The 23,785-nt window shown below is 67.4% G+C and carries 20 protein-coding genes; 13 read left to right on the top strand and 7 right to left on the bottom strand.

Annotated features, from left to right (window positions below):
* Nucleotides 1-85 precede the first annotated feature (85 nt).
* The 3 genes from C1930_RS03030 to C1930_RS03020 all read left to right on the top strand — a co-directional run bounded on the left by C1930_RS03030 (nt 86) and on the right by C1930_RS03020 (nt 4,471).
* Nucleotides 86-511, top strand: a complete 426-nt coding sequence (locus C1930_RS03030; RefSeq protein WP_108745936.1) for a DNA polymerase III subunit chi — start codon at nt 86-88, stop codon at nt 509-511.
* Nucleotides 512-583: 72 nt separating this feature from the next.
* Nucleotides 584-3,412 carry a valine--tRNA ligase gene (locus tag C1930_RS03025; protein ID WP_108771057.1) on the top strand — a complete coding sequence of 943 codons (2,829 nt, stop codon included), beginning with the start codon at nt 584-586 and terminating at the stop codon, nt 3,410-3,412.
* Between the two features lie 237 nt (nt 3,413-3,649).
* Nucleotides 3,650-4,471, top strand: a complete 822-nt coding sequence (locus C1930_RS03020) for an EamA family transporter (protein WP_108771056.1) — start codon at nt 3,650-3,652, stop codon at nt 4,469-4,471.
* 38 nt (nt 4,472-4,509) lie between these two features.
* Here C1930_RS03020 and rimI read toward each other — a convergent pair whose 3' ends face one another.
* From rimI to pssA, 3 genes are read right to left on the bottom strand one after another with little or no spacing between them, the layout of a single operon-like run.
* Nucleotides 4,510-5,007, bottom strand: a complete 498-nt coding sequence (rimI, locus tag C1930_RS03015; protein WP_108752121.1) for a ribosomal protein S18-alanine N-acetyltransferase — start codon at nt 5,005-5,007, stop codon at nt 4,510-4,512.
* Nucleotides 5,004-5,456 carry a hypothetical protein gene (locus C1930_RS03010; RefSeq protein WP_199912429.1) on the bottom strand — a complete coding sequence of 151 codons (453 nt, stop codon included), beginning with the start codon at nt 5,454-5,456 and terminating at the stop codon, nt 5,004-5,006. The genes rimI and C1930_RS03010 overlap by 4 nt, the downstream gene beginning before the upstream one ends.
* Nucleotides 5,457-5,509: 53 nt before the next feature.
* Nucleotides 5,510-6,286 carry a CDP-diacylglycerol--serine O-phosphatidyltransferase gene (pssA, locus tag C1930_RS03005; RefSeq protein WP_108748455.1) on the bottom strand — a complete coding sequence of 259 codons (777 nt, stop codon included), beginning with the start codon at nt 6,284-6,286 and terminating at the stop codon, nt 5,510-5,512.
* A gap of 80 nt (nt 6,287-6,366) precedes the next feature.
* Here pssA and C1930_RS03000 point away from each other — a divergent pair, with 80 nt between their 5' ends.
* From C1930_RS03000 to C1930_RS02980, 3 genes are all read left to right on the top strand, one after another.
* Nucleotides 6,367-6,744, top strand: coding sequence for a DUF4124 domain-containing protein (locus C1930_RS03000; protein WP_108772527.1), 378 nt, complete (start codon nt 6,367-6,369; stop codon nt 6,742-6,744).
* Nucleotides 6,745-7,317: 573 nt separating this feature from the next.
* Nucleotides 7,318-9,009: a proline--tRNA ligase gene (locus tag C1930_RS02985; protein ID WP_108771055.1), complete on the top strand. Its 1,692-nt coding sequence runs from the start codon at nt 7,318-7,320 to the stop codon at nt 9,007-9,009.
* Nucleotides 9,010-9,207: 198 nt separating this feature from the next.
* Nucleotides 9,208-9,588, top strand: a complete 381-nt coding sequence (locus C1930_RS02980; RefSeq protein ID WP_108748452.1) for an H-NS histone family protein — start codon at nt 9,208-9,210, stop codon at nt 9,586-9,588.
* Nucleotides 9,589-9,716: 128 nt separating this feature from the next.
* On the opposite strand, the gene C1930_RS02975 is transcribed toward C1930_RS02980, so the two are convergent.
* Nucleotides 9,717-10,976: a threonine/serine exporter family protein gene (locus C1930_RS02975; RefSeq protein ID WP_108748451.1), complete on the bottom strand. Its 1,260-nt coding sequence runs from the start codon at nt 10,974-10,976 to the stop codon at nt 9,717-9,719.
* A 92-nt stretch (nt 10,977-11,068) separates the two neighbouring features.
* On the opposite strand from C1930_RS02975, the gene C1930_RS02970 reads away from it, so the two are divergent.
* From C1930_RS02970 to C1930_RS02955, 4 genes are read left to right on the top strand one after another with little or no spacing between them, the layout of a single operon-like run.
* Nucleotides 11,069-12,190 (top strand): ABC transporter permease, encoded by a 1,122-nt coding sequence (locus C1930_RS02970; protein ID WP_199912402.1) that lies wholly within the window; start codon nt 11,069-11,071, stop codon nt 12,188-12,190.
* 1 nt (nt 12,191) lies between these two features.
* On the top strand, nt 12,192-13,019 hold the full coding sequence (locus C1930_RS02965) for an ABC transporter ATP-binding protein (RefSeq protein ID WP_108755360.1): 828 nt from the start codon (nt 12,192-12,194) through the stop codon (nt 13,017-13,019).
* 3 nt (nt 13,020-13,022) lie between these two features.
* Entirely contained in the window at nt 13,023-13,949 is a 927-nt protein-coding gene (locus tag C1930_RS02960; RefSeq protein WP_108752114.1) for an MlaD family protein, read from the top strand.
* Nucleotides 13,946-14,587, top strand: coding sequence for an ABC-type transport auxiliary lipoprotein family protein (locus C1930_RS02955; RefSeq protein ID WP_108755359.1), 642 nt, complete (start codon nt 13,946-13,948; stop codon nt 14,585-14,587). Before C1930_RS02960 ends, C1930_RS02955 begins: the two co-directional genes overlap by 4 nt.
* A 92-nt stretch (nt 14,588-14,679) precedes the next feature.
* On the opposite strand, the gene C1930_RS02950 is transcribed toward C1930_RS02955, so the two are convergent.
* Nucleotides 14,680-15,270 carry an alpha-ketoglutarate-dependent dioxygenase AlkB gene (locus C1930_RS02950; RefSeq protein WP_108771053.1) on the bottom strand — a complete coding sequence of 197 codons (591 nt, stop codon included), beginning with the start codon at nt 15,268-15,270 and terminating at the stop codon, nt 14,680-14,682.
* 118 nt (nt 15,271-15,388) lie between these two features.
* Between C1930_RS02950 and C1930_RS02945 the strand changes: the two genes are divergently transcribed.
* Nucleotides 15,389-17,446 (top strand): glycoside hydrolase family 99-like domain-containing protein, encoded by a 2,058-nt coding sequence (locus tag C1930_RS02945; RefSeq protein ID WP_108771052.1) that lies wholly within the window; start codon nt 15,389-15,391, stop codon nt 17,444-17,446.
* Between the two features lie 32 nt (nt 17,447-17,478).
* On the opposite strand, the gene C1930_RS02940 is transcribed toward C1930_RS02945, so the two are convergent.
* Both C1930_RS02940 and C1930_RS02935 read right to left on the bottom strand, forming a co-directional pair.
* A complete protein-coding gene (locus C1930_RS02940; protein WP_108755357.1) occupies nt 17,479-18,111 on the bottom strand; it encodes a CoA transferase subunit B in 633 nt (210 codons plus the stop codon).
* A 1-nt stretch (nt 18,112) separates the two neighbouring features.
* The gene (locus tag C1930_RS02935; protein WP_108748443.1) at nt 18,113-18,844 is read right to left on the bottom strand and encodes a CoA transferase subunit A; all 732 of its coding nucleotides are present in this window, start codon (nt 18,842-18,844) and stop codon (nt 18,113-18,115) included.
* Between the two features lie 164 nt (nt 18,845-19,008).
* Between C1930_RS02935 and C1930_RS02930 the strand changes: the two genes are divergently transcribed.
* Together C1930_RS02930 and C1930_RS02925 are read left to right on the top strand one after the other, a co-directional pair.
* Entirely contained in the window at nt 19,009-22,317 is a 3,309-nt protein-coding gene (locus C1930_RS02930; RefSeq protein WP_108771051.1) for a DEAD/DEAH box helicase, read from the top strand.
* A 273-nt stretch (nt 22,318-22,590) separates the two neighbouring features.
* A complete protein-coding gene (locus C1930_RS02925; protein WP_159093533.1) occupies nt 22,591-23,778 on the top strand; it encodes an acyltransferase in 1,188 nt (395 codons plus the stop codon).
* Nucleotides 23,779-23,785 lie beyond the last annotated feature (7 nt).

Below are 23,785 nucleotides of genomic sequence, written 5' to 3'. Positions count from 1 at the left end.
CCCCTGGCCGGCGCCCGCCGGCCGGGGCATCCTCCGGCCTGCCCCCGCCCGGCACGCCGGGCCCCTGCCCGACCCGGACCCTGCCATGCCCCGCGCTGATTTCTACCTGATCGCCAAGCCCCGTTTCCTGACCGAGCCGCTGCGCCTGGTCTGCGAACTGGCGCGCAAGGCCAACGACGCCGGGCTGCCCGCCCTGGTGCTGGCCCGCGACCAGGCCCAGGCCGAAGAACTGGACGAACTGCTCTGGTCCTTCGACGAGGACGCCTATATCCCGCACCAGATCGTGGGCGAGGACGTGGACGAGGAAGAGGCCGTGGTGCTCATTTCCATCCCCGGCGACGAAGCGCCGATGCGCCCGCTGGTGATCAACCTGCGCGACGAGCCCTGGCTGGGTCAGTGCGAGCGCGTGCTGGAAGTGGTACCGGCCGACCCGGAAGCGCGCGAACCGCTGCGCGAGCGCTGGCGCCAGTACAAGACCGCCGGCTACGACCTGAACAAGCACGACATGTAAGGCCGCGCCGGCCCCCTTGATGGGCCGCTGCCGCGCCCTGATCCTTCAACGATTACCTCCTGGTTCCCCCGCATGACCCAACTCGCCTCCAGCTACGACCCGACGTCCTTCGAGACCGACCTCTACAAGGCCTGGGAAGACGCCGGCCACTTCAAGCCGTCCGGCCAGGGTGAGCCCTACACCATCCTGCTGCCGCCGCCGAACGTGACCGGCACCCTGCACATGGGCCATGCTTTCCAGCAGACCCTGATGGATGCGCTGGTGCGCTACCACCGCATGCGCGGCTACGACACGCTGTGGCAGGTCGGTACCGACCACGCCGGCATCGCCACCGAAATGGTGGTCAGCCGCAACCTGGCGCTGGAAGGCAAGGGCGAGACCCGCGATTCGCTGGGCCGCGAAGGCTTCATCGGCAAGGTGTGGGAGTGGAAGCAGCAGTCCGGTGACACCATCGAGCGGCAGATGCGCCGGCTGGGCACCTCGGCCGACTGGTCGCGCAGCACCTTCACCATGGACCCGCAGCCGTCTGCAGCGGTGGTCGAGGCCTTTGTGCGCTGGCACGAACAGGGCCTGATCTACCGCGGCCAGCGTCTGGTGAACTGGGACCCGGTGCTGAAGACCGCCATTTCCGACCTGGAAGTGGAGAGCGCCGAGGAAGACGGCTTCCTGTGGTCGATCGCCTACACGCTGGACGAGGGCCTGAGCTACGAGCACGTCGAGCGCGATGCCGACGGCGCGGAAACGCTGCGCGAAACCCGCGATTACCTGGTCGTGGCCACCACCCGCCCGGAAACCCTGCTGGGCGACACCGCGGTGATGGTGCACCCGGAAGACGAGCGCTATGCGCACCTGATCGGCAAGCAGGTGGTGCTGCCGCTGACCGGCCGCCGTGTGCCGGTGATCGCCGATGACTACGTGGACCGCGCGTTCGGTACCGGCGTGGTCAAGGTCACCCCGGCGCACGATTTCAACGATTACCAGGTGGGCGTGCGCCACAGCCTGCCGATGATCAACCTGTTCACCCCGGTGGCGGCGCTGAATGAAAACGCGCCCGAACGCTTCCAGGGCCTGGACCGCTACGAAGCGCGCAAGGCCGTGCTGGCCGAACTGGAAGACCTTGGCATCCTGGTGGAAACCAAGGCGCACAAGCTGCAGGTGCCGCGCGGCGACCGCACCGGCCAGGTGATCGAGCCCTACCTGACCGACCAGTGGTTCGTGAAGATGGACGAACTGGCGCGTCGTGGCCTGGAACTGGTCGAGAACGGCAGCATCGCGTTCGTGCCGCCGAACTGGATCAACACCTACCGCCACTGGATGACCAACATCCAGGATTGGTGCATCAGCCGCCAGCTGTGGTGGGGCCACCGCATTCCGGCCTGGTTTGATGCCGCCACCGGCAGCTGCTACGTGGGCCGCAGCGAAGACGAAGTGCGCGCAAAGAACAACCTGGGCAGCGACGTGCTGCTGAGCCAGGAAAGCGACGTGCTGGAAACCTGGTTCTCCTCGCAGATCTGGCCGTTCTCGACCCTGGGCTGGCCGAACGAGCAGGCCATGGCCGAGCGTGGTTTCGACCGCTACCTGCCGTCGTCGGTGCTGGTCACCGGCTTCGACATCATCTTCTTCTGGGTGGCGCGCATGATCATGGCCACCGACAACCTGACCGGGAAGATCCCGTTCAAGGACGTCTACTTCACCGGCCTGATCCGCGACGGCCAGGGCCAGAAGATGTCCAAGAGCAAGGGCAACGTGCTCGACCCGCTGGACATCATCGACGGCATCAGCATCGACGACCTGGTGGCCAAGCGCACCGGCGGCCTGATGCAGCCGAAGATGGTGGAGAAGATCGAGAAGGCCACCCGCAAGGAGTTCCCGGACGGCATTGCCGCCCACGGTGCCGACGCGCTGCGCTTCACCATCGCCGCGCTGGCCACCCACGGCCGCGACATCAAGTTCGACATGAACCGCGCCGAGGGCTACAAGAACTTCTGCAACAAGCTGTGGAACGCCAGCCGCTTCACCCTGATGAACACCGAGGGTGCTGCGTTCACCGGCGTGCCGACCCCGCGCACCGATGCCGAGCGCTGGATCCTGGCGCGCCTGGCCGCGGTGTCGGCCGAGGCGCAGAGCCATTACGCCAATTACCGCTTCGACCTGCTGGCGCAGTGCCTGTATGAGTTCGCCTGGAACGAGTTCTGCGACTGGTTCCTGGAACTGAGCAAGCCGGCGCTGAACGGTGCCGACGCCGCCGATGCCGACAGCACCCGCCACACCCTGCTGTACGTGCTGGAAGCGCTGCTGCGCCTGCTGCACCCGCTCACCCCGTTCATTACCGAACAGCTGTGGCAGCAGCTGGCCCCGCGCCTGGGCCTGGCCGAAACCACGCTGTCGCTGCGCCCGTACCCCACCGCCGACGAATTCGCCGGTGACTTCGCCCAGGCCGAGGCCGACGTGGAATGGCTGAAGGCGGTGATCAGCGCGGTGCGCCGTGTGCGCAGCGAACTGAACGTGGCCCCGTCCAAGCTGGTGCCGCTGCGCCTGCAGGCCGGCCTCGAACAGGATCGCGTGCGCATCGAACGCTTCAGTGCCTCGCTGTCGTTCCTGCTGAAGCTGGACAGCATCCAGTGGCTGGCCGAAGGCGAAAGCGCACCGCCGGCCGCCGCCGCGATTGTGGGCGAGCTGAAGCTGCTGGTGCCGCTGGAAGGCCTGGTCGACCTGGATGCCGAGCGTGCGCGCCTGGACAAGGAGATCAAGCGCGTGGAAGGCGAGAAGGAAAAGAGCGAGACCAAGCTGGCCAAGTTCACCGACAAGGTGCCGCCGGCCGTGGTCGAGCAGGAGCGCGTGCGCCTGGTCGACTGGAACACCCAGTTGGCGGGCCTGCAGGAACAGCGCGCGAAGCTGTAACGCTGCACGGGTGGGATGTGCCAACCAAGGTTGGCACCTACCTCACCGGGTTCTGGTAGGTGCGGACCTTGGTCCGCACTGAGCGACGTGCCAACCAAGGTTGGCACCTACCCTACCATCGCTGATGTGCCAACCAAGGTTGGCACCTACCCTACCATCGCTGATGTGCCAACCAAGGTTGGCACCTACCCTCCTCTGCTGAGGTTGGCACCCGCCATCACATGGCATCATCGGGTGATGCCACCTTCCATCTTCCTGCTGGTGCTGGCCGCTGCTGCGCTGCATGCCAGCTGGAACGCGATCGTCAAACGCGGGCCGGACAAATTCCTCGGCACGGTGCTGGTCACCGGCAGCGCCGCGTTGCTGTCAGCGGTCGCCCTGCCCTTGCTGCCGTTTCCCGCAGCCGACAGCTGGCCCTGGCTGGCGGCCTCGGTGGTACTGCAGGTCATCTACTACGCGCTGGTGGCGCGCTGCTACCAGCAGGTGGACATGAGCCTGGCCTACCCGCTGATGCGCGGTTGCGCGCCGATCCTGGTCGCACTGGCCGGCAGTCTGCTCGGCCAGTCGCTGCCGCCTGCCGCCTGGCTGGGCGTGGTGCTGGTCAGCACCGGCATCCTGTGCATGGCGCTGGGCGCACGCGGCGGCCAGCTCGGCCTGCCCCTGCTGACCGCGCTGATGATCGCCACCTATACGCTGGTCGATGCACATGGCGCGCGGCAGTCAGGCAATGCGTTGGCCTACACCCTCTGGCTGTTCCTGCTGTCGGGCATCCCGCTGCCGGCGTGGGCGCTGTACACCCGCCGCCGCGCCGTGCTGGCCTACGCGCGCCAGCATTGGCCGCTGGGTCTGGCCGGTGGCATCGGCACCACCGCCTCCTACGCGATGGCGCTGTGGGCGATGACCCAGGTGCCGGTGGCGATGGTGTCCGCGCTGCGCGAATCGTCCATCGTCTTCGCGCTGCTGATCTCCGTGTTCCTGCTGCGCGAACGCGTGCCGCGCGCACGCTGGCTGGCGGCCGGGTTGATCGTGGGCGGGGTGCTGGCACTGCGGTTGGCGTGACGGTAGCGCCGGGCCACGCCCGGCGAGCGCAGCGGCTATTACAGCGGCGGCATCACCTGCACGTCGTCAGCGACCAGCTCGATGGCCATCACCAGCGCATCTTCGCGGCCCTGTGCGGCCGGGTAGTAACGCGGGCGCCGGCCAATCTCGTTGAAGCCTTCGCTATGGTACAGCCGCAGCGCCGGCGTGTTCGACGGCCGCACTTCCAGGAACACGCGCTGCGCGCCACGGTTGCGGGCCATCTCGACCAGCGCGCGCAGCAGCTGCCGGCCCAGGCCGCGCGACTGCACCAGCGGATCGATGCAGATGTTGAGCACGTGCGCTTCGTCAGCGGCCAGGCTCAACACGCCATAGCCGATCAGCAGGCCGTCCTGTTCCATCGCCAGCCCGGGGTACCCCGCGCGCAGGCAGTCCAGGAAAATGCCACGGGTCCAGGGGTACGGGTAGCCACGCACCTCGATGGCCATGACCGCGTTGAGATCATTCTCGCGCAGCGCGCGCAGGCTGACCGGCCCCGGCTGGGCGACCGCGCTCATGGCGTACCCCGCTTGCGCAGCGCGCGCAGCTGCGGCCACAGCGCACGCTTGGCGGCCGGGTCACGGCGCAACGTTTCCAGCGGCCAGCTGTCCATCAATGCCTGCGTGGCCGGGTCATTCGGATTGCAGCCCGATGCGCGCAGCAGGGCGATCTGCAGACGGTCGGGCAGTCGCACCGCCGGCTGCCGCGCATTGCCCGAAGGCAGCGGCCGCGTCGCCGCCGGCGCGGTGTCCGGTGCCGCCACCGGTGGCGGCCGCCGCGGCGCAGTTGCGCGCTCGGCACGCGGCTCGAACGGAACATCGGCGCTGTCGGCAGGCGCCATGTGCGGTGCGGATCGCGGCGGTTCCGGGGCAGGCGTCGACGCCGCCTCGGCTTCGGCCACGCTCAACTGCAGCGCCGCGTCCAGCTCGGCGGCCAGCTGGCCGTCGTGGAACACGGTGTAGCCCATGGCCTGCAGCCAGGCCTGCTGGGCCGGTGACCACAACACGGGCAGGTCCTGGCTCACGCGACCTCGGGCTTCTTGCGCAGGCGTTGCAGCGCCCACATCACCGGGCCGGACAAGGCGTACAACACGCCCACGGCCAACAGCACGCGCGGCAGGTCAATGACCGCAATGGCGATGGCGATCGGGACCAGGGCCAGCACCAGGAACGGCACGCGGTCAGAGCGGGTGCCCTTGGCTGCGCCGCCCTTGAAGCTCCAGAAGCGCACCCGGCTGACCATCAACAGGGCCGCCACCACGGTGACTGCCAGCGCCACGTAGCGCAGCTGGTCACCGCTCCAGCCCAGGGTGCCATCGGCGAAGGCCCAGACGAAGGACATCATCAAGCCGGCCGCGGCCGGGCTGGCCAGGCCGACAAACCAGCGCTTGTCGACCACCGCCACCTGGGTGTTGAAGCGGGCCAGGCGCAGCGCCGCGCAGGCGGCGTACAGGAAGGCGACGGCCCAGCCGAGGCGGCCAGCCAGTTCACCGTCCAGCTTCAGCTCGGACAGCGACCAGTGGTACATCACCAGCGCCGGGGCCATGCCGAAGCTGACCAGGTCGGCCAGCGAGTCGTACTGCACGCCGAATTCGCTGCTGGTACCGGTCAGGCGCGCCACGCGCCCGTCCAGGCCATCCATCACCGCCGCCACGAACACGGCGATGGCCGCATTGACGAACTGGTCGTTGGCCGCGGCGATGATCGCGTAGAAGCCGGAGAACAGACCGGCAGTGGTGAACAGGTTGGGCAGCAGGTAAATCGTGCGCGAACGCGGCGGCGGTGTGATCGGGTCCATGGAATCCAGTTTAATCGACTTGCCAGCGGTCGGCGGCAATGCTGCAATCGGCGTTCTACGCCCATTCTGTGGAGTTTGCCATGCGTGCCCTGCCCTGCCTTGGTTTCCTGCTGCTGTTGGCCACGGCCACGGCCCAGGCCGGCCCGGTCTACAAGTGGAAGGACGCCAAGGGCGTGACCCAGTATTCGGAAACGCCGCCAGCCGGTGCGAAATACGAAACCCGCGAGCAGGCACGCAGCCCGCAGACCCCGGCGGCGTCCGCTGCGGAAGCGGCCCCGGTGCCGGAGCAGTGCAGCACCGCGCGTGCCAACGTGACCCTGCTGGAAGGCAGCGGCCCGGTGATGCAGGACACTGATGGCGATGGCAAGGCCGACACGGCCCTGACCCCGGAACAGCGCAGCGCACAGAAGGGTCTGGCCGAAGCCGCCATCAAAGCCTACTGCCCCCCGGCCAGCTAAGGGGGCGGCAGGGCTGCGCCCTGCACCTGCTTAAGGCCGGAGCAACGGCAACGGCAACGTCAAAAGCAGGCTTTCCGTGGGATGGCGGGGCGGTGTCGGACTGCGGGGACGCCGCAAGTACGTCCTTGTAGGCTTGGCAGCCGCATCCATGCGGCTGACACCCCGCATTCCGACACCGCCCCACCTCTGACAGTTGGCCGGCGTCTGTTGGTAGGTGTCGACCTTGGTCGACACATCTGTCAGAAATCGAATGAATTCAGCCGTGTCGACCAAGGTCGACACCTACCAGAGCGGGATGCCGTTCTGGCAGATCGCGGAAGTCTGTCGAAGGCGGGGTGGGTCCGGTTGCGGGGGTGTCCGCGGCATGGATGCCGCGGCCAAGCCTCCATGGACGGATTTACGGCGTCCCCCGCAACCGGACCCACCCCGCCATCCCACGAGTAGCCCGCTTTTGACGTTGACGTTGACGTTGCCGTCGCTCCAAGCGGGTGCAGGGCTGCAAGCCCTGCCAGTACCCCACCCCCCGGCCGGGCTGGCAGAATAGGCGTCTCTGCCGTTATCCCGAAGCCGACGATGCGCCTTTCCCAGTTCCACCTGCACACCACCAAGGAAACCCCCAGCGACGCCGAGCTGACCAGCCACCGGCTGATGCTGCGCGCCGGCATGATCCGCAAGCTCGCCTCGGGCCTGTACACCTGGTCGCCGCTGGGCCTGCGCGTGCTGCGCAAGGTGGAACGCATCGTGCGTGAGGAAATGGACCGCGCCGGCGCCGTGGAATTCCAGATTCCCACCATCCAGCCCAAGGAACTGTGGGAACAGACCGGGCGCTGGGAAAAGTTCGGCCCACAGCTGCTGAAGATCAAGGACCGCAAGGAACAGACCTTCTGCTACAGCCCCACCGCCGAAGAAGCGGCGTGCGATTTCGCCCGTAGCGAACTGTCCAGCTACAAGCAGTTGCCGGTGAATTTCTACCAGATCCAGACCAAATTCCGCGACGAGATCCGCCCGCGTTTCGGCGTGATGCGTGCGCGCGAATTCCTGATGAAGGATGCGTACTCGTTCCACCTGCACGATGAAGACCTGGTGCGCGAATACGAAAACATGAAGGCGGCCTACAGCCGCATCTTCACCCGCCTGGGCCTGGATTTCCGCATGGTGCAGGCCGACTCCGGCGCCATCGGCGGCGATGCGTCGCAGGAATTCCACGTGATCGCCGATTCCGGCGAAGACGCGCTGGTATTCTCCACCGGCTCCGATTATGCGGCCAACATGGAAGCGGCCGTTGCCGCCGATCCGGCGCCGCGCGCGGCCGCCGCTGAAACCCTGCGCAAGGTGGACACGCCCACCCAGAAGACCTGCGAAGACGTGGCCGCCCTGCTCGGCATCGACCTGCAGCGCACGGTGAAGTCGGTGGCGCTGATGACCGAAGCCGGCTTCGTGCTGGCGCTGGTGCGCGGCGACCACGAAGTAAATGAGATCAAGCTGGCCAAGGTGGCTGGTCTGGAAGACCAGCGTTTTGCCAGCGAAGCGGAAATCGCCGAACACCTGGGCAGCGTGCCCGGCTTCCTGGGCCCGGTCGGCCCGGCCAAGGCGATCCGCGTGCTGGCCGACCGCGAAGTGGCGGCCATGGCCGATTTTGTCGTCGGTGCCAACGAGGCCGGTTCCCACTTGGCTGGGGTGAACTGGGGCCGCGACCTGCCGGAACCGGAAGTGGTGGATATCCGCAACGTGCGTGCCGGTGACCGCGCCCGCGACGGCGGCGAACTGAAGATCGCCCGCGGCATCGAGGTCGGCCACGTGTTCCAGCTCGGCCGCAAGTACGCCGAAGCGCTGCAGGCCACCGTGCTGGACGAGAACGGCAAGGCCGCGGTGATGACCATGGGCTGCTACGGCATCGGCATCTCGCGCGTGGTGGCTGCCGCCATCGAACAGAACCACGACGACGCCGGCATCATCTGGCCCGAGGCGATGGCGCCCTGGCAGGTGGTGGTCTGCGTGATCAACCCGAAGGGCGATGCGGGCGTGGCCGAGGCCGCCGCTGCACTGCTGCAGGAACTGCGCGACGCCGGCCTGGATGCAGCGCTGGACGACCGCGGCCTGCGCCCGGGCGCCATGTTCGCCGACATGGAGCTGATCGGTGTGCCGCACCGCGTGGTGGTGAGCGAGCGCGGCCTGGCCGCCGGTACGTACGAGTACCGCTCGCGCAAGGCCAGCGAGGCCGAGAGCCTGGACAAGGCCACCCTGCTGCAGCGACTGCAAGGCTGATGGAAAGACCGGGGTCCGCCCCGGTCTTTTTTTTTGCGTCCACCGGTGGCATCAGCGTCTGAATATGTCGGCAGTCGCAATTCGTAATATCAGTAACCAATAAATGTTTGTGCTGGCAGTAAATCGACATTACCCTGTCCAGCGACCGCCATGGACCGGCTCGTCCCTGTCCATCACCGTATTTCCCGGAGTATTTGCATGAGCATCGACCTGAGCGGCCTGTCGGCACGTGAGCTGGGCGCCCTGATCCGTACCGCCAAGAAGCAGCAGACCATCGTCGCCAAGCGCCGCCCGATCACCAAGGTGCGCGCCCAGCTGACCAAGCTGGCCAAGACCGAGGGTTACACCATCGACGAACTGTTCGGTGGCGCTGCTGCCCCGGCACCGCGTGCACGCAAGGCGGCCAAGGCTCCGGCCAAGACCGCCGGCCGCAAGCTGGGCAAGGTGGCACCGAAGTACCGCAACCCGGCCAACCCGAAGGAAACCTGGACCGGCCGCGGCAAGCAGCCGCGCTGGATGGCCGAGCTGACCGCCAAGGGCAACAAGAAGCCGGAAGATTTCCTGATCAAGAAGGCCTGAGTCCTGCCCGGGCTTGAATGAGAAAACGCCGGCGAAAGCCGGCGTTTTTTTTGTGGGTAGCGCCGGGCCATGCCCGGCGAGCGCAGCGGTGGCGTTCCGATCCGCCGGGCACGGCCCGGCGCTACCGATCACAGCGTCTTGCGCGCCGGCATCAGCAGGTTGCCGAACAGCAGACCGGCCACCAGCGCCATCACCACGTTCAGCACGGTCAGGAACACGCTCTGGCCAGCGCCCACATCCTGCTGCTGCACCAGGGTCAGTACGCCGCGCAGGCTGGTGCTGCCAGGCACCATCATGATGATGCCGGGCAGGCGGATGATCGCGCCCGGGCGACCCACCAGTCGGCCAAACAGATTGCCGCCGGCGGTCAGCAGCATGGCTGACAGGAAAATGCCCGCCGGTGCGCCCCAGGCGTGGCCGCCGAATTTGGAAATGGCATAGCCGGCCACCGACGCGGCAATCACCCACGGGTAATCGCGCCGGTTGGCCTTGAACAACATGGCAAACGCGAATGCCGCGGTCAGCAGCGAGCCCCATTCCACCCACGGTCCCTGCGGGCGCGAGGCACGGATCACCGGGTCCAGGCCCAGCACATCGGCCAGGGTGACCGCGATCATCGCGCCCACGCTCAGTTTCATGATGGTGGTGAGCGCACCGGCAAAACGCGCCGTGCCCGAAACCCAGTGCTGGCTGGCCAGCTCGTTCACCGCATTGGTCAACGACATGCCCGGCAGCAGCACCACCAGCGAGGCAATGATGACGGTGTTGAGATTCAGCGCGCCCACGAACGCCGCTACCAGGGTGGCGACCATGCCGGCCAGCAGCGCGGCCAGCGCTTCGCCGGCTTCGCGGGTGGCCGGGCGACGATCGGTCAGCATGCCCAGCAGGCCGATCATCAAGCCGATTACGCCGGCCGTGGCGATGTCCAGCCAGGGCAGCTTCCACATGCCGGCCACGCCGGCCGCGCCCAAGCTGAAGGACAGGATCGTGCGCAGCTTGCCGCGGCGGCCCGGATCCTTGTCCAGTTGGCGCAGCGCGGTATGGCCCTGGGCAAGGCTCATGCGGCCGTTGGCCACTTCTTCGGCAATGCGGTCGGCCACGCTCAGCTTGTGCAGGTCGTTCTCGCCCGGCGCCAGGCGGATCACCCGGGTAATGTCACTGGAACCGATGGCGCGCGCGGGATCGCTGAAGCTGAGGATGATGCCGGTGGGGTTCGACCACGGCTCACAATCCAGGTCCAGTTGCCGCGCCAGCGCCACCACGGCGGCCTCCAGGCGCTGGGCCGTGGTGCCATAGCTGTGCAGGCGACCGGCGATCTCGGAAACAAAGGCCACGCGCTGCGCATAGGTGGCCTGGGGCGTGGGGATGGCGTGAGCATCGGCGGACATGCGCCGTAGTATTACCTACAGCGGGCCCGGCAGGAGAAATTCATCCCGGTTCGACGCGACGTGCAATTCAGAACGGTTATGCTGCGACCCGAATGGCCCCCATGACCCCGAACCACAGCCCCCGGCTGGAACAGGATGCCCACGATCCCGGGCTGATCCATCTGTCCGGCCACTGGACCTTGAAGACCGCACTGGCGGCGGCCGAGGTGCTGCGCGACGTTCCCGAGAAACTGACCGGCATCGACGCCACCGCCATCGAACAGCTGGATTCGGCCGGCGTGCTGCAGGTGCTGCGTGTGGCCCATCGTGCCGACCTGGGCGAACACGCCCTGCACTTCCGCCCCGACCACCAGGCACTGGTGTGCACCATCGAAGAAGTGGCCGACGACCGGCCCAAGCCCAAGCGCGACTTCGGCGTGCTGGCGGCGCTGGAGCGCTTGGGCGTCAGCGTCCACACCACCGGCCACAACATCAAGGCGCTGTGCAGTTTCCTGGGCGAGAACCTGGTCAAGGCCGCGCGCCTGTTCAAGGAACCGCGCCGCTTCCGCCTGACCGCCACCGTGCACCAGATGGAACAGGTGGGTCTGGACGCGGTGCCGCTGGTGGCGTTGCTGTCCTACCTGGTAGGCGCGGTGATCGCCTTCCTCGGCTCCACCATCCTGCGCGACTTCGGCGCGGAGATCTACGTGGTGGAACTGGTGAACATCGCCTTCCTGCGCGAATTCGCCGTGCTGCTGACCGCCATCGTGCTGGCCGGCCGCACCGCCAGTGCGTTCACCGCGCAGATCGGCGCGATGAAGGCGCGCGAAGAAATCGATGCGATGCGCACTTTGGGCCTGGACCCGATCGATCTGCTGGTGCTGCCACGCCTGCTGGCACTGCTGGTCACCCTGCCGCTGCTGACCTTCATTGCGATGGCGGCCGGTCTGGCCGGCGGCATCACCGTGGGTGCGTTCGACCTGGACATTCCGCCGCAGATGTACATCGCGCGCATGCACGAAACCATGGAAGTGCGGCACATGCTGGTGGGGCTGTCCAAGGCGCCGGTATTTGCCCTGGTGATCGGCCTGATCGGCTGCCTGGAAGGGCTGAAGGTGGAAGGCACGGCGCAGTCGGTGGGCGAACGCACCACCTCCAGCGTGGTGCAGACCATCTCGCTGGTGATCATCATCGACGCCTTCGCGGCGTTGTGGTTCATGCACATGGACTGGTGAGATGACCACACACCCACACCCCGATGACACCCCGATGCGCGATGACCAGGGCCACGACCTGGCCATCCGCGTGCGTGGGCTGACCAACCGCTTCGGCAGCCAGACCGTGCACGAAGGGCTGGACCTGGACGTGCGCCGCGGCGAGATCCTGGGCGTGGTCGGCGGTTCGGGCACCGGCAAATCGGTGCTGATGCGGTCGATTTTGGGCCTGCGCGTTCCCGATGCCGGCCAGATTGAAGTGCTGGGCCGCGACGCACGCGCCGACGATGCCGAAAGCCGCCTGCACATCGAACGCAACACCGGCGTGCTGTTCCAGGATGGCGCCCTGTTCTCTTCGCTCAGCGTGGGCGAGAACGTGCAGGTGCCGCTGAAGGAACACCACCGCGAACTGCCCGAACGCTGGCATTACGAACTGGCGCTGCTGAAGGTGAAGCTGGCCGGCCTGCCCGCCGATGCCATCAACAAGCTGCCGTCGCAGCTGTCCGGCGGCATGCGCAAGCGCGCCGGCCTGGCCCGTGCGCTGGCGCTGGACCCGCCGCTGCTGTTCCTGGACGAGCCCACCGCCGGCCTGGACCCGATCGGCGCGGCCGCGTTCGACCGCCTAATCAAGACCCTGCAGGAAGCGCTGGGGCTGACCGTGTTCCTGATCACCCATGACCTGGACACGCTGTACGCCATCTGCGACCGGGTGGCGGTGATCGCCGACCACAAGGTGGTGGCCAACGCGCCGCTGCCGGACATCGAGAAACTGGATCATCCGTGGATCCAGGAATACTTCCACGGACCCCGCGCGCGCGCCGCGCGTGGCGAACAGATCGAGAGTGCCTGAGCCATGGAAACCAAAGCCAACTACGTGCTGATCGGCGCGTTCACCCTGATCACCGGCCTGGCCCTGCTGGCCTTCGGCCTGTGGGCGGCCAAGTACTCCTCCGACCGCACCTGGCAGGAATACCGCGTGGTGTTCCGCGAAGCGGTCACCGGCCTGTCGGTCGGCAGCCCGGTGCAGTACAACGGCATCGCGGTGGGGTCGATCACCGAACTGAACCTGGTGCCCGACGACCCCCGCCAGGTGGTCGCGCGCATCCGCTTGAATTCCAACACGCCGGTCAAGACCGATACCCGCGCCAAGCTGGCCATCACCAGCCTGACCGGCCCGTCGATCATCCAGCTCAGTGGCGGTACCCCGCAGGCGCCCACCCTGACCACGGTGAACAAGGACCCGGCGCCGATCATTCCAACCACACCGTCGGCGCTGCAGAACATCACCGACGTGGCCAACCGCATCGTCGAACGCATGGACCAGATCCTGAGCGACCGCAACGTCGCCTCGATCAACGCCACCCTGGCCAACCTGGAAACGATCAGCGGCGGCCTGGCCGACCGTGACCAGGGCACCCAGGCCCTGCTGCTGAGCGCGCGCGACGCGGCCCGCAGCCTGGATACCACGCTGAAGACCACCAACGGCACCATCGAACGCCTGGACAAGAACCTGGTGCAGCAGCTGCCGGGCATCATCGACAAGCTCGATGCCACCCTGGGCAAGCTGGATTCGGCCGCCGGCAATGCCGATTCGATCCTGGGCGAGAACCGCGCGGCCATCAACAGCTTCGCCAACGATGGCCTGGGCCAGCTGGGCCCGACGCTGACCGAACTGCGCGGCCTGATCCGCGACCTGCGCCGGGTCAGCGACCGCCTGGAAAACAACCCCGCGCGCTACCTGCTGGGCCGCGATGCACCGAAGGAGTTCGAACCCAAATGAGCCCGATGACCCTTCCGCGCCTGCTGCTGGCCGCCTCGGCGGCTGCCCTGCTGGGTGGCTGCTCGATCCTCGGCAGCGGCGACAAGAACCCGGTCACCCTGTATTCGCCTGCGGTGCAGGTGAAGGTGGACCCGGCCTGGCCGCAGGGTGACTGGCAGCTGGTGCTGGCCAAGCCCAGCGCCGCGCGCATGGTCGACAGCCCGCGCATCAACGTGCGGCCCACGCCGTCGGAACTGGAGATCTACCGCGGCGCCAGCTGGGCACAGCCGGCCACCGACATGATCGAAGACACCCTGCTGCGCGGCTTCGAAGATTCCGGCCGCCTGCCCGGCGTGGCCCGCGTGGCCGCCGGCATCCGCGCCGACTACAAGTTGACCACCGACGTGCGCCGCTTCGAGTCGGACTACCAGGGCCAGGCCACGCCGACGGTGGTGATTGAACTGAACGCCAAACTCATTCACGTGGCCGACCAGCGCGTGGTGGCCGACCGCACCTTCCGCCAGCAACAGCCGGTGGGCAGCACCGATGTGCCGGCCGTGGCCGCCGCGTTCGAGCGCGGCCTGCAGCAGATCGCGCAGGACGTGGTGGGCTGGACGCTGGTGAGCGGGCAGCGCGACCGCCAGGCGTTGCCGCGCTGAGTTTTCCGGGGTCAGAGCCCTTTCCCGGCGGGAAAGGGATCCGACCCCATTGGCATGCCCCCTTCCCGCAGGGAAGGACTCTGACCCCGCCCTCACCCGCGCGGGGTGATCCACCGGAATGTCAGGTTGATGCGTTCGCCCTGCACCCGCGCCATCTTCGGCAGCGCGTGCTGGTAAAAGCGCTGGGTGCTGCCACCCATCAGCAACAGATCGCCATGGCCCAGCAGGAATTCGGCCTTGCGCGCCGGTTCATCGCGGCGGCGCAGCAGGAAGCGGCGTGCCGCGCCCAGGCTCAACGAGACGATCAGCGGTTCCGTCCCCAGCTCTGGCTCGTCGTCGCTATGCCAGCCCATGTAATCCCCACCGCTGCGGTAGCGGATCACCAGCACGCTGTTGAAGCGGCCGATGCCTTCGGCCAGCAGCCGTTCCCGCAATGATTCCAGCACCGGCGTCCAGGGCCGCGGTTCGAAGAATGCGCCGGAATAGCGATAGCGCGCCTGCGGATCGCCGATCCAGCAACTCAAGCGCGGCGAATCCACCCAGTTGCCGAACATGCGGATGCGGTGGACCTCCCACGGCAGTTGCGCCTGCAGGGCCGGCAGCAGGGCATCGGCCGCAGCGGGGGACAGCCAACCCGGCAGGTGGCGCACATCCGCGTCGGGCAGGTCATGGGGAAACAGCATCACCACACGCTAGCACGGCCGCGTTTGCCGTCGTGGCCGCCAGCACCGAAAATGGCGGCATGACCGTTGCCACGCTTCCGCCGCCTGCCGTCCACGCCCACTACCGGGGCGCCCAGCCATGAGCGGCAGCCGCCTGCGCCAGGCCCTGTTTCCGCTGCTGCGCGCGGTGTTCCGTGCATTGCCGATGTCGCAGGCACAGCGCGACCGCCTGCGCACCCGTCTGCTGGCCCGACATGGCGACTGGGTGCCCCCGCCGCCGAAGGGGCAGCAGGACACCGGTGGCCCACGGGCCAGCGCGCAGCTGCGCTGGCGCGCCGACGAGCCCGCCATCGGTCACCGCCCGCGGCAGTCGGCCGCGCTGCCGGAGCCGATGCCCGCCACCCTGGTCGCGTTCTACCTGCCGCAGTTCCACACCTTTGCCGAGAACGACGCGTGGTGGGGCAAGGGCTTCACCGAATGGCGCAACGTGACCCGCGCCCTGCCGCAGTTCGAAGGTCACATCCAGCCGCGACTGCCGGCCGACCTGGGGTTCTATGACCTGCGCAATCCGCAGGTGATGCGCGACCAGGCGCAGCTTGCCGCCGAGCATGGCATCGGCGCGTTCTGCTTCTATTACTACTGGTTCAGCGGCCGCACGCTGATGGAAGACCCGCTGCAGCAGTGGCTGGACGATGACAGCATCACGCTGCCGTTCTGCCTGTGCTGGGCCAATGAAAACTGGGCACGGCGCTGGGACGGCCGCGACGACGACATCCTGATCGGCCAGCAGCACAGCGCCGATGATGACCTGGCGTTCATCGCCCACGTGGCGCCCTACCTGCGCGACCGCCGTGCATTGAAGGTCGATGGCCGGCCGATGCTGCTGGTCTATCGACCGAACCTGCTGCCCGATGCGCGCGCCACCGCCGAGCGTTGGCGCCGCTGGTGCCGCGACAACGGCGTGGGCGAAATCCACCTGGCCTATGTGCAGGGCTTCGAGCGCCCGGACCCGCGCGAGATCGGCTTCGATGCGGCGGTCGAGTTCCCGCCCAACATGAGCAATCCGCGCTCGCTGTCGGCGCAGCAGTGGCTGCTCAATCCCGACTTCAATGGCGACGTGCGCGACTGGCGCGAGCTGGCCAGCGAAATCGCCGCCCGCCCCCTGCCCGATTACCCGCTCTATCCCGGGGTCAACCCGGGCTGGGACAACGAGGCCCGGCGTTCCGGGCGCGGGCGCGTGTATCTTCATGCGTCGCCGCGCGGCTACCGCGACTGGCTGCGCAGCACCGTGCATGAGCGTCTGGCGCAGGCCCCGCAGCACCAGCGCATGGTGTTCATCAATGCCTGGAACGAGTGGGCCGAAGGCGCCGTGCTGGAACCAGACGCACGGCTGGGGCATGCCTGGCTGCAGGCCACGCGTGAGGCGTTGTCGCCGGCGGCGCCGACGCAGCCACAGCCGGCGCTGCACCTGCACGCGTGGTATCTGGAAACCCTGCCGGAAGTGCTGTCGGCAGTGAAGGAAACGGCACTGCCCTGGCGACTGGTGGTCACCACACCGGCAACGCAGGTCGACGCGGTTCGCGATGCGCTGGTGCAGCACGGACTGCAGGGTGACATCGTTGCCGTGGAAAACCACGGCCGCGACATCCTGCCCTTCCTGCAGGTTGCCGAAGGCCTGCTGCAGGATGGGCACGAGGTGGTGCTGAAGCTGCACACCAAGCGCTCCACCCATCGCGCCGATGGTGACCAGTGGCGCCAGGAACTGCTGCAGCGGTTGGTGCAGGGTGGCCGCGCCGCACGCATCCTGGCGGCGTTCCAGGCCGACCCGAGCCTGGGCATGGTGGTTGCCGAAGGGCATCTGCTCGCCGTTGCCGATTTCATGGGCGGCAATGGCCCGGCGGTGCAGCGGCTGCGCACGCGCCTGGGCCTGTCGCTGGACCCCGCTGCCAGCTTGTTCGGCGCCGGCAGCATGGGGTGGTGGCGGCTGCAGGCGTTGCGCCCACTGCTGGACGCGCATCTGTACCGCAGCGACTTCGATCCTGAGCAGGGCCAGATCGATGGCACCCTGGCCCACGCCATCGAGCGCGTGCTGGGCGCCTGCTGCGAACACACGGGTCTGCGCGCGGCCACCGCAGCGGCTTGCCTGGGCGAGCCGGAACCCAGCGGCACCGACTACGCCTACGCCCGCCGCAGTTGAGCAGCGGGGGCCATCGGCCCCCGTGCGTTCAATCAGGCGCGCGCGAACGCGACGCCGGTCTTTTCCTTCAGTTCGTCATCACCCACGCCCGGCGCGGCTTCCACCAGCCGCAGGCCGTCGTCGGTCACGTCGAACACGGCCAGGTCGGTGATGATGCGATCGACCACGCCCACGCCGGTCAGCGGCAGCGAGCATTCGGCCAGGATCTTGTGCTCGCCGTTCTTGGCGGTGTGTTCCATCAGCACCACCACGCGCTGCACGCCGGCCACCAGGTCCATCGCGCCGCCCATGCCCTTGACCATCTTGCCCGGCACCATCCAGTTGGCCAGGTCACCCTTGTCGGTCACCTGCATGGCGCCCAGGATCGCCAGGTTCACGTGGCCACCGCGGATCATCGCGAAGCTGTCGTGGCTGCCGAAGTAGCTGGCACCGGCGCGCGCGGTCACGGTCTGCTTGCCGGCATTGATCAGGTCGGCGTCCACTTCACTGTCGGTCGGGAACGGGCCGATGCCGAGCAGGCCGTTTTCCGACTGCAGCCACACGTCCACGCCTTCGGGAATATGGTTGGCCACCAGGGTCGGCAGGCCGATGCCCAGGTTCACGTAGGCGCCATCGGTCAGTTCACGGGCAGCGCGGGCCGCCATCTCGTCACGGGTCCACGCCATCTCAGTTGCCCTCCGCGCGGATCGTGCGCTGTTCAATGCGTTTTTCAGGATGCGGGTTGTGCACGATGCGGTGCACGTAGATGCCCGGCAGGTGCACCTGGTCCGGATCGATCGCGCCCACCGGCACCACCTCCTCCACTTCCACGATGCACACCTTGCCGGCCATCGCGCAGGCCGGATTGAAGTTGCGCGCGGTCTTGCGGAACACCAGGTTGCCGGCCTCGTCGGCCTTCCACGCCTTCACCAGGGCCACGTCGGCGCGCAGCGCGGTTTCCATCACATAGTGCTTGCCGTCGAATTCACGGGTTTCCTTGCCCTCGGCCACCACGGTGCCGTAACCGGTGGCGGTGAAGAACGCCGGGATGCCCGCACCGCCGGCGCGCAGGCGCTCGGCCAGGGTGCCCTGCGGATTGAATTCCAGTTCCAGCTCGCCGGCCAGGAACTGGCGTTCGAATTCCTTGTTCTCGCCCACGTAGGACGAGATCATCTTCTTGATCTGCCGCGTTTCCAGCAGCTGGCCCAGGCCGAAGCCGTCCACGCCCGCATTGTTGGAAATGACCGTCAGGCCCTTGGCGCCACTGTCGCGCAGCGCCGCGATCAGCGCTTCGGGAATGCCACACAGGCCGAAGCCGCCCACGGCCAGGATCTGGCCATCGGCGACCACGCCCTGCAGCGCCTGCGCCGCCGAGGCGAAGCGCTTGCTGCGCTTGCTGCTGGAAGTCGATTGCTGCATTGCTGTACTGCCCTGCACGGTAAGAATGAGGGCATTCTAGCCGCAGGCCCGCCCGAGCCCTGGATGCGCCGCAGCATTGTCGGGGCGTTGCAGGGGCTTTGGGTAGAATGCCGCACCCTCCACGCAGCGTGGTTCGCACCACGCCGCCGCCCCCGCAGGTAGCGATGGCCCTGACCTACACCGACGAAGACCTTCTGCGCTGGATCGACGAACGCACGCTGCAGAAGACCGCGCACTACCTGTCCAGCGTGCGCGACCTGCAGTTGCAGGGCGACACGCTGAGTGCCGACGTCCAGGGCAGCGCGCGCCAGCCCTACCACGTGGAAATCGACCTGGCCGCCAGCACGCGCACCGCGCGCAGCCGCCTGCACAGCCACTGCACCTGCCCGGTGGGGCAGGACTGCAAGCACGTGGCCACGGTGCTGGTCATCCAGCTGCTGGAACCCGGCCTGGCCCAGGACCCGGCGCCGTTGAGCGCGCAGGACCTGGCCATGCCGCCGCGTGCCGAACTGCTGGATGAACTGTCGCGCTGGCAGGCGGCGCGCAGCACGCCGGCGCGCATGCAGCCCCGCGGCATCGCCTTCGACGTGGGCACTTTCCAGAACCGACCCGCGATCCTGCCGCGCCGCACCCACCAGCCCGCCGGCGGGCCACTCACGTTCGAAAAGCTGCTCGACATCACCCCTGAACTGCTGCTGGAGCCGCCCGGCTACCTCAGCCAGGACGACGTGGCCGTGCTGGCGCAGCTGTGGGCGCTGCGCCAGGGCCGCATGAAGGGGCGTCAGTTCGATATCAATGCGACCCTGCAGCTGATCGTGGCCAGCGGCCATGGCTGGATCCATGGCGACGGCCCGGGCCAGCGCGTGCCCGCCCGCAGCGGTGCACCGCGCCGTGGCACCCTGGGCTGGCGCGCACTGCCGCAGCAGGGCACGACCCTGCCCACCCCCTGGCTGGAAGTGGAAGGCGGTGCGCAGGGCATGGTGCTGGGCCAATCGGCCTGCTACCTGGACCCGGCCACGGGCGAAGTCGGGCCGCTGCTGCTGGACGTGGCCGTGGCCGACGCCGACGAATTCCTGGAACTGCCGCCGCTGCTGCCCAACGAAGAACCCATCGTGGCCCAGCTGCTGATGCAGATCGACCCGGCCCTGCCGCGGCCCGGCGGCGACGCCGCGCTGGCCACGCTGCAGGTGCAGGCCATGACCCCGGTGCTGCGCCTGCATACGGTCGAATTCCGTCCGGCCTGGCTGGGCTACCGCGCGCCGTCGCAGTGGGCCGACGTAGCCACCGTGGCGTTCGAGTACGACGAACACGTGCGCTTCCTGGATGACCCCACCCTGTTCGCGCACGATTCCGAGGGCCGCCTGGCCCTGCTGCCGCGCGACCTGGCCGAAGAAGCCCGGCGCGAAAAAGAACTGCGCAGCGCGCAGCTGTACCGCGACCAGAACCCGCGCGCAGTGCTGGACGGCGCCGGACCGCAGTTCGACCTGCGCACCCACGACTGGACCCATTTCCTGCTGGATGAAGTGCCGCGGCTGGAAGCGCTGGGCTGGAAGATCGAGCCGGCCGACGATTTCCGCCACCGCATCACCCGGGTGGACGATATCCAGCTGGACATCCAGGCCGACCCGAAGGACGAAGGCTGGTTCACGCTGGCGCTGGACATCCAGGTCGACGACCGCAGCGTGGCCCTGGCGCCGCTGCTGCAGCAGGTGCTGCAGACCGATCCGCGCTGGCTGCGCGGGCAGATCGACAGCATTGGCGACGACGAAAACATCCTGTTGTCGGCCGGCGACAACACGCGCATTGCGCTGCGCGCCGGCCGGCTGAAACCGGTCATCGCCCTGCTGGCCGACCTGTTCACCCAGCGCGGCGGTGCCCTGCGCCTGTCCGCGCGCGACCGTGGCCGCCTGCGTGCATTGCAGGACGATGCCCGCCTGCAGTTCAAGAGCCGCAAGGACACCCGCGCGCTGGTGCAGCGGCTGATGCAGGCGCCCGCACTGGGCGAGGTGGAACCGCCCACCGGCCTGGCCGCGACCCTGCGCCCGTACCAGCGCGAGGGGCTGGCCTGGCTGCAGTACCTGCGCCAACAGGACCTGGGCGGCGTGCTGGCCGACGACATGGGGTTGGGCAAGACCTTGCAGACGCTGGCGCACATCCTGCTGGAAAAAGAGGCCGGGCGCCTGCAGCAGCCGGCGCTGGTGGTGGTGCCGACCTCACTGCTGCACAACTGGCAGAGCGAAGCCGCGCGCTTCACCCCCGACCTGCGCGTACTGGTCCTGCACGGCAATGACCGCACCGATGACTTCGCGCGCATCGGCGAACACGACCTGGTGCTGACCACCTACCCGCTGCTGTGGCGCGATGAAACGGCGCTGCAGGCCCACGATTACCACCTGTTGATCCTGGACGAGGCGCAGCAGGTGAAGAACCCGAAGTCGCGCGCGGCGGTCACCCTGCGCACGCTGCATGCACGGCACCGGCTGTGCCTGACCGGCACGCCGCTGGAAAACCACCTGGGCGAACTCTGGACCCAGTTCGATTTCCTGCTGCCCGGTCTGCTGGGCAGCGAGAAGCTGTTCAACCAGCATTGGCGGCACCCGATCGAACGCGGCACCGACCCGCAGCGCGCGCACCTGCTGGCGCAGCGCCTGCGCCCGTTCATGCTGCGCCGGCGCAAGGACCAGGTGGCCACCGAACTGCCGGCCAAGACGCTGATCACCCGCAGCGTGGCGCTGGAAGGCGCGCAGCGCGACCTGTACGAAACCGTGCGCGCGTCGATGGAAGCCAAGGTGCGCGAAGCGGTGGCCAGCCAGGGGCTGGGCCGCAGCCACATCGTGGTGCTCGATGCGCTGCTGAAGCTGCGCCAGGTCTGCTGCGACCCGCGCCTGCTGCCCGGTGAAGCGCCGGCCCGGCAGGCGCCATCGGCGAAACTGGAGCTGCTGCGCGACATGCTGCCGGAGATGGTGGAAGAAGGCCGCCGCATCCTGCTGTTCTCGCAGTTCACCAGCATGCTGGCGCTGATCGGCCAGACCCTGGACGAGCTGGGGCTGGGCTACGTGCAGCTGACCGGCGACACCCAGGACCGGGCCACCCCGGTGCAGCGTTTCATGCAGGGCGAGGTGCCGATTTTCCTGATCAGCCTGAAGGCCGGCGGCGTCGGCCTGAACCTGACCGCGGCCGACACGGTCATCCATTTCGACCCTTGGTGGAACCCCGCAGCGGAAAACCAGGCCACCGACCGTGCGCACCGCATCGGCCAGCAGCAACCGGTATTCGTGTACCGGCTGATTGCCGCTGGCAGCATCGAAGAACGCATTGCCGAGCTGCAGCAGCGCAAGGCCGCACTGGCCGATACCCTGCTGGAAGGCGCCGATTCGGCCGCACCGCGCTTCAACGACGAGGATCTGGAGGCGCTGCTGGCCCCGCTGCCGGGGGTGGCACCGAAGGCGCGGCGGCGGCGTAAGGCCTCCTGAAACGGTGCCTGCCGCGGGCACCGCCATGCACATAGCTGCAACCAGAACGGGGCCCCCTATTATCGACGCCAGATTTTGTCGCTAATGGCTCATCACCAGTTGCTTCACCACAGAATGAGGGTCCAGCGGGACTGATCCCCACCCGTTGGCTGCATGCCCGCCTCGCCAGTAACTGGAGACACGATCTCTGTTTACCTGCATACGCAGGGACAATATCGCTGCGGCGCAGCATTGCAATGACTGCCCAGCTGCTGTTCCAATGCCGCGATGAGCATGCTTGCATCCACCCTGCCGTACCTTGTCGCAGTTGCCGCATACGTTGTCCTGGCATGGGTGGTCGGTCGACTCCCGGCCTCGCTCAGGACCAACGTTCTTGCCGGCACGGAGAAGGACGACCCTGCGATCACCGCAACCCGTGGCATCGCTGCGGTGTCGGTGCTATGCGCACACTCATTCGATTACGCCAGCAACAAGTATGCGCAGACCTTCTTTGCGTCGTTCGGCGTCTGCGTCTTCTTCATCATTACCGGCTACCTCTTCTTCTCCATGGTCAGAAGAGATCGGTTCAACATGAACAGCTTTTTCAAGAAGCGCATTCTGAGACTGGTCCCGGCGGCTTATCTTGCCATTGCCACCATCCAGTTCCTGGACTGGGCACAGTGGGGTTTTCCAGGATTCGACACGCGACAACTGAACGCGCTTGCCCGCAATTTCATGTTCGGGTTCGTTGGAGACATGTTTGGCGTGACCGCCATCCATGACCTGGCGTCGATCGTGCAGAAAATGGGCATGATCTGGACCCTGAAATGGGAGTGGCTGTTCTACCTGACGTTCCCGCTGGCAGTCGCCGCAGCAGGGAAATCCCTTCCAAAATTGTTCCTGGTCACCGCCGGCCTGTATCTGGCGTTCTATTCCCCGCAGGACTTCGTCCGCACCTCGCCAGCGAACTACATGCTGCTTTTCCTCATGGGTGCAACGTGCGCGGTCATCCATGAACGAATGAAGACATACCATGCCGGAGTCGCTGCCGTGGGCTGGCTGCTGTGGCTGGCAGTGGTGATTGCCTACGTTTCAGTATCCGACGTGGAGCACCTGATGGGAGGGCGCGTGGATTACAACGTACTGGTCACCGCCCCATTCTTCCTGCTCGTCCTTTACTCGGGCCAAGGCAAGGGGCTGCTCATGAAGCTTGCCAGGACCCAGGGCGTACAGGTACTTGGCATCATCAGCTACTCGTTCTACCTGTATCACATGACCGCGATCTACTACAGCCAGCACGCGGTGCGTGGTTCGATCGAACTGCATACGCCGGCGGCCGATCTGTATACCTACCTCAGCCTGGTGCCCGTGGGCATGCTGGTTGCGCTGATTGCCATCACCTCCTACCTGCAGGTAGAAAAGCGCTTCATGTACCGTGCCCCGGCAACAACGCCCATCCGGGTAGAGGCCGCGACGTCCTGATCGCAGC

This window comes from Stenotrophomonas sp. SAU14A_NAIMI4_8, from assembly GCF_003086695.1.
In the GTDB taxonomy this organism is placed as follows: domain Bacteria; phylum Pseudomonadota; class Gammaproteobacteria; order Xanthomonadales; family Xanthomonadaceae; genus Stenotrophomonas.
This window is presented reverse-complemented; position numbering and strand designations above follow the sequence as displayed.

Coding starts and splice junctions, on each gene's coding strand:
- C1930_RS03030 (WP_108745936.1), top strand. CDS start 86: ATGCCCCGCGCTGATTTCTACCTGATCGCCAAGCCCCGTTTCCTGACC.
- C1930_RS03025 (WP_108771057.1), top strand. CDS start 584: ATGACCCAACTCGCCTCCAGCTACGACCCGACGTCCTTCGAGACCGAC.
- C1930_RS03020 (WP_108771056.1), top strand. CDS start 3,650: ATGCCACCTTCCATCTTCCTGCTGGTGCTGGCCGCTGCTGCGCTGCAT.
- rimI (WP_108752121.1), bottom strand. CDS start 5,007: ATGAGCGCGGTCGCCCAGCCGGGGCCGGTCAGCCTGCGCGCGCTGCGC.
- C1930_RS03010 (WP_199912429.1), bottom strand. CDS start 5,456: ATGGGCTACACCGTGTTCCACGACGGCCAGCTGGCCGCCGAGCTGGAC.
- pssA (WP_108748455.1), bottom strand. CDS start 6,286: ATGGACCCGATCACACCGCCGCCGCGTTCGCGCACGATTTACCTGCTG.
- C1930_RS03000 (WP_108772527.1), top strand. CDS start 6,367: ATGCGTGCCCTGCCCTGCCTTGGTTTCCTGCTGCTGTTGGCCACGGCC.
- C1930_RS02985 (WP_108771055.1), top strand. CDS start 7,318: ATGCGCCTTTCCCAGTTCCACCTGCACACCACCAAGGAAACCCCCAGC.
- C1930_RS02980 (WP_108748452.1), top strand. CDS start 9,208: ATGAGCATCGACCTGAGCGGCCTGTCGGCACGTGAGCTGGGCGCCCTG.
- C1930_RS02975 (WP_108748451.1), bottom strand. CDS start 10,976: ATGTCCGCCGATGCTCACGCCATCCCCACGCCCCAGGCCACCTATGCG.
- C1930_RS02970 (WP_199912402.1), top strand. CDS start 11,069: ATGGCCCCCATGACCCCGAACCACAGCCCCCGGCTGGAACAGGATGCC.
- C1930_RS02965 (WP_108755360.1), top strand. CDS start 12,192: ATGACCACACACCCACACCCCGATGACACCCCGATGCGCGATGACCAG.
- C1930_RS02960 (WP_108752114.1), top strand. CDS start 13,023: ATGGAAACCAAAGCCAACTACGTGCTGATCGGCGCGTTCACCCTGATC.
- C1930_RS02955 (WP_108755359.1), top strand. CDS start 13,946: ATGAGCCCGATGACCCTTCCGCGCCTGCTGCTGGCCGCCTCGGCGGCT.
- C1930_RS02950 (WP_108771053.1), bottom strand. CDS start 15,270: ATGCTGTTTCCCCATGACCTGCCCGACGCGGATGTGCGCCACCTGCCG.
- C1930_RS02945 (WP_108771052.1), top strand. CDS start 15,389: ATGAGCGGCAGCCGCCTGCGCCAGGCCCTGTTTCCGCTGCTGCGCGCG.
- C1930_RS02940 (WP_108755357.1), bottom strand. CDS start 18,111: ATGGCGTGGACCCGTGACGAGATGGCGGCCCGCGCTGCCCGTGAACTG.
- C1930_RS02935 (WP_108748443.1), bottom strand. CDS start 18,844: ATGCAGCAATCGACTTCCAGCAGCAAGCGCAGCAAGCGCTTCGCCTCG.
- C1930_RS02930 (WP_108771051.1), top strand. CDS start 19,009: ATGGCCCTGACCTACACCGACGAAGACCTTCTGCGCTGGATCGACGAA.
- C1930_RS02925 (WP_159093533.1), top strand. CDS start 22,591: ATGCTTGCATCCACCCTGCCGTACCTTGTCGCAGTTGCCGCATACGTT.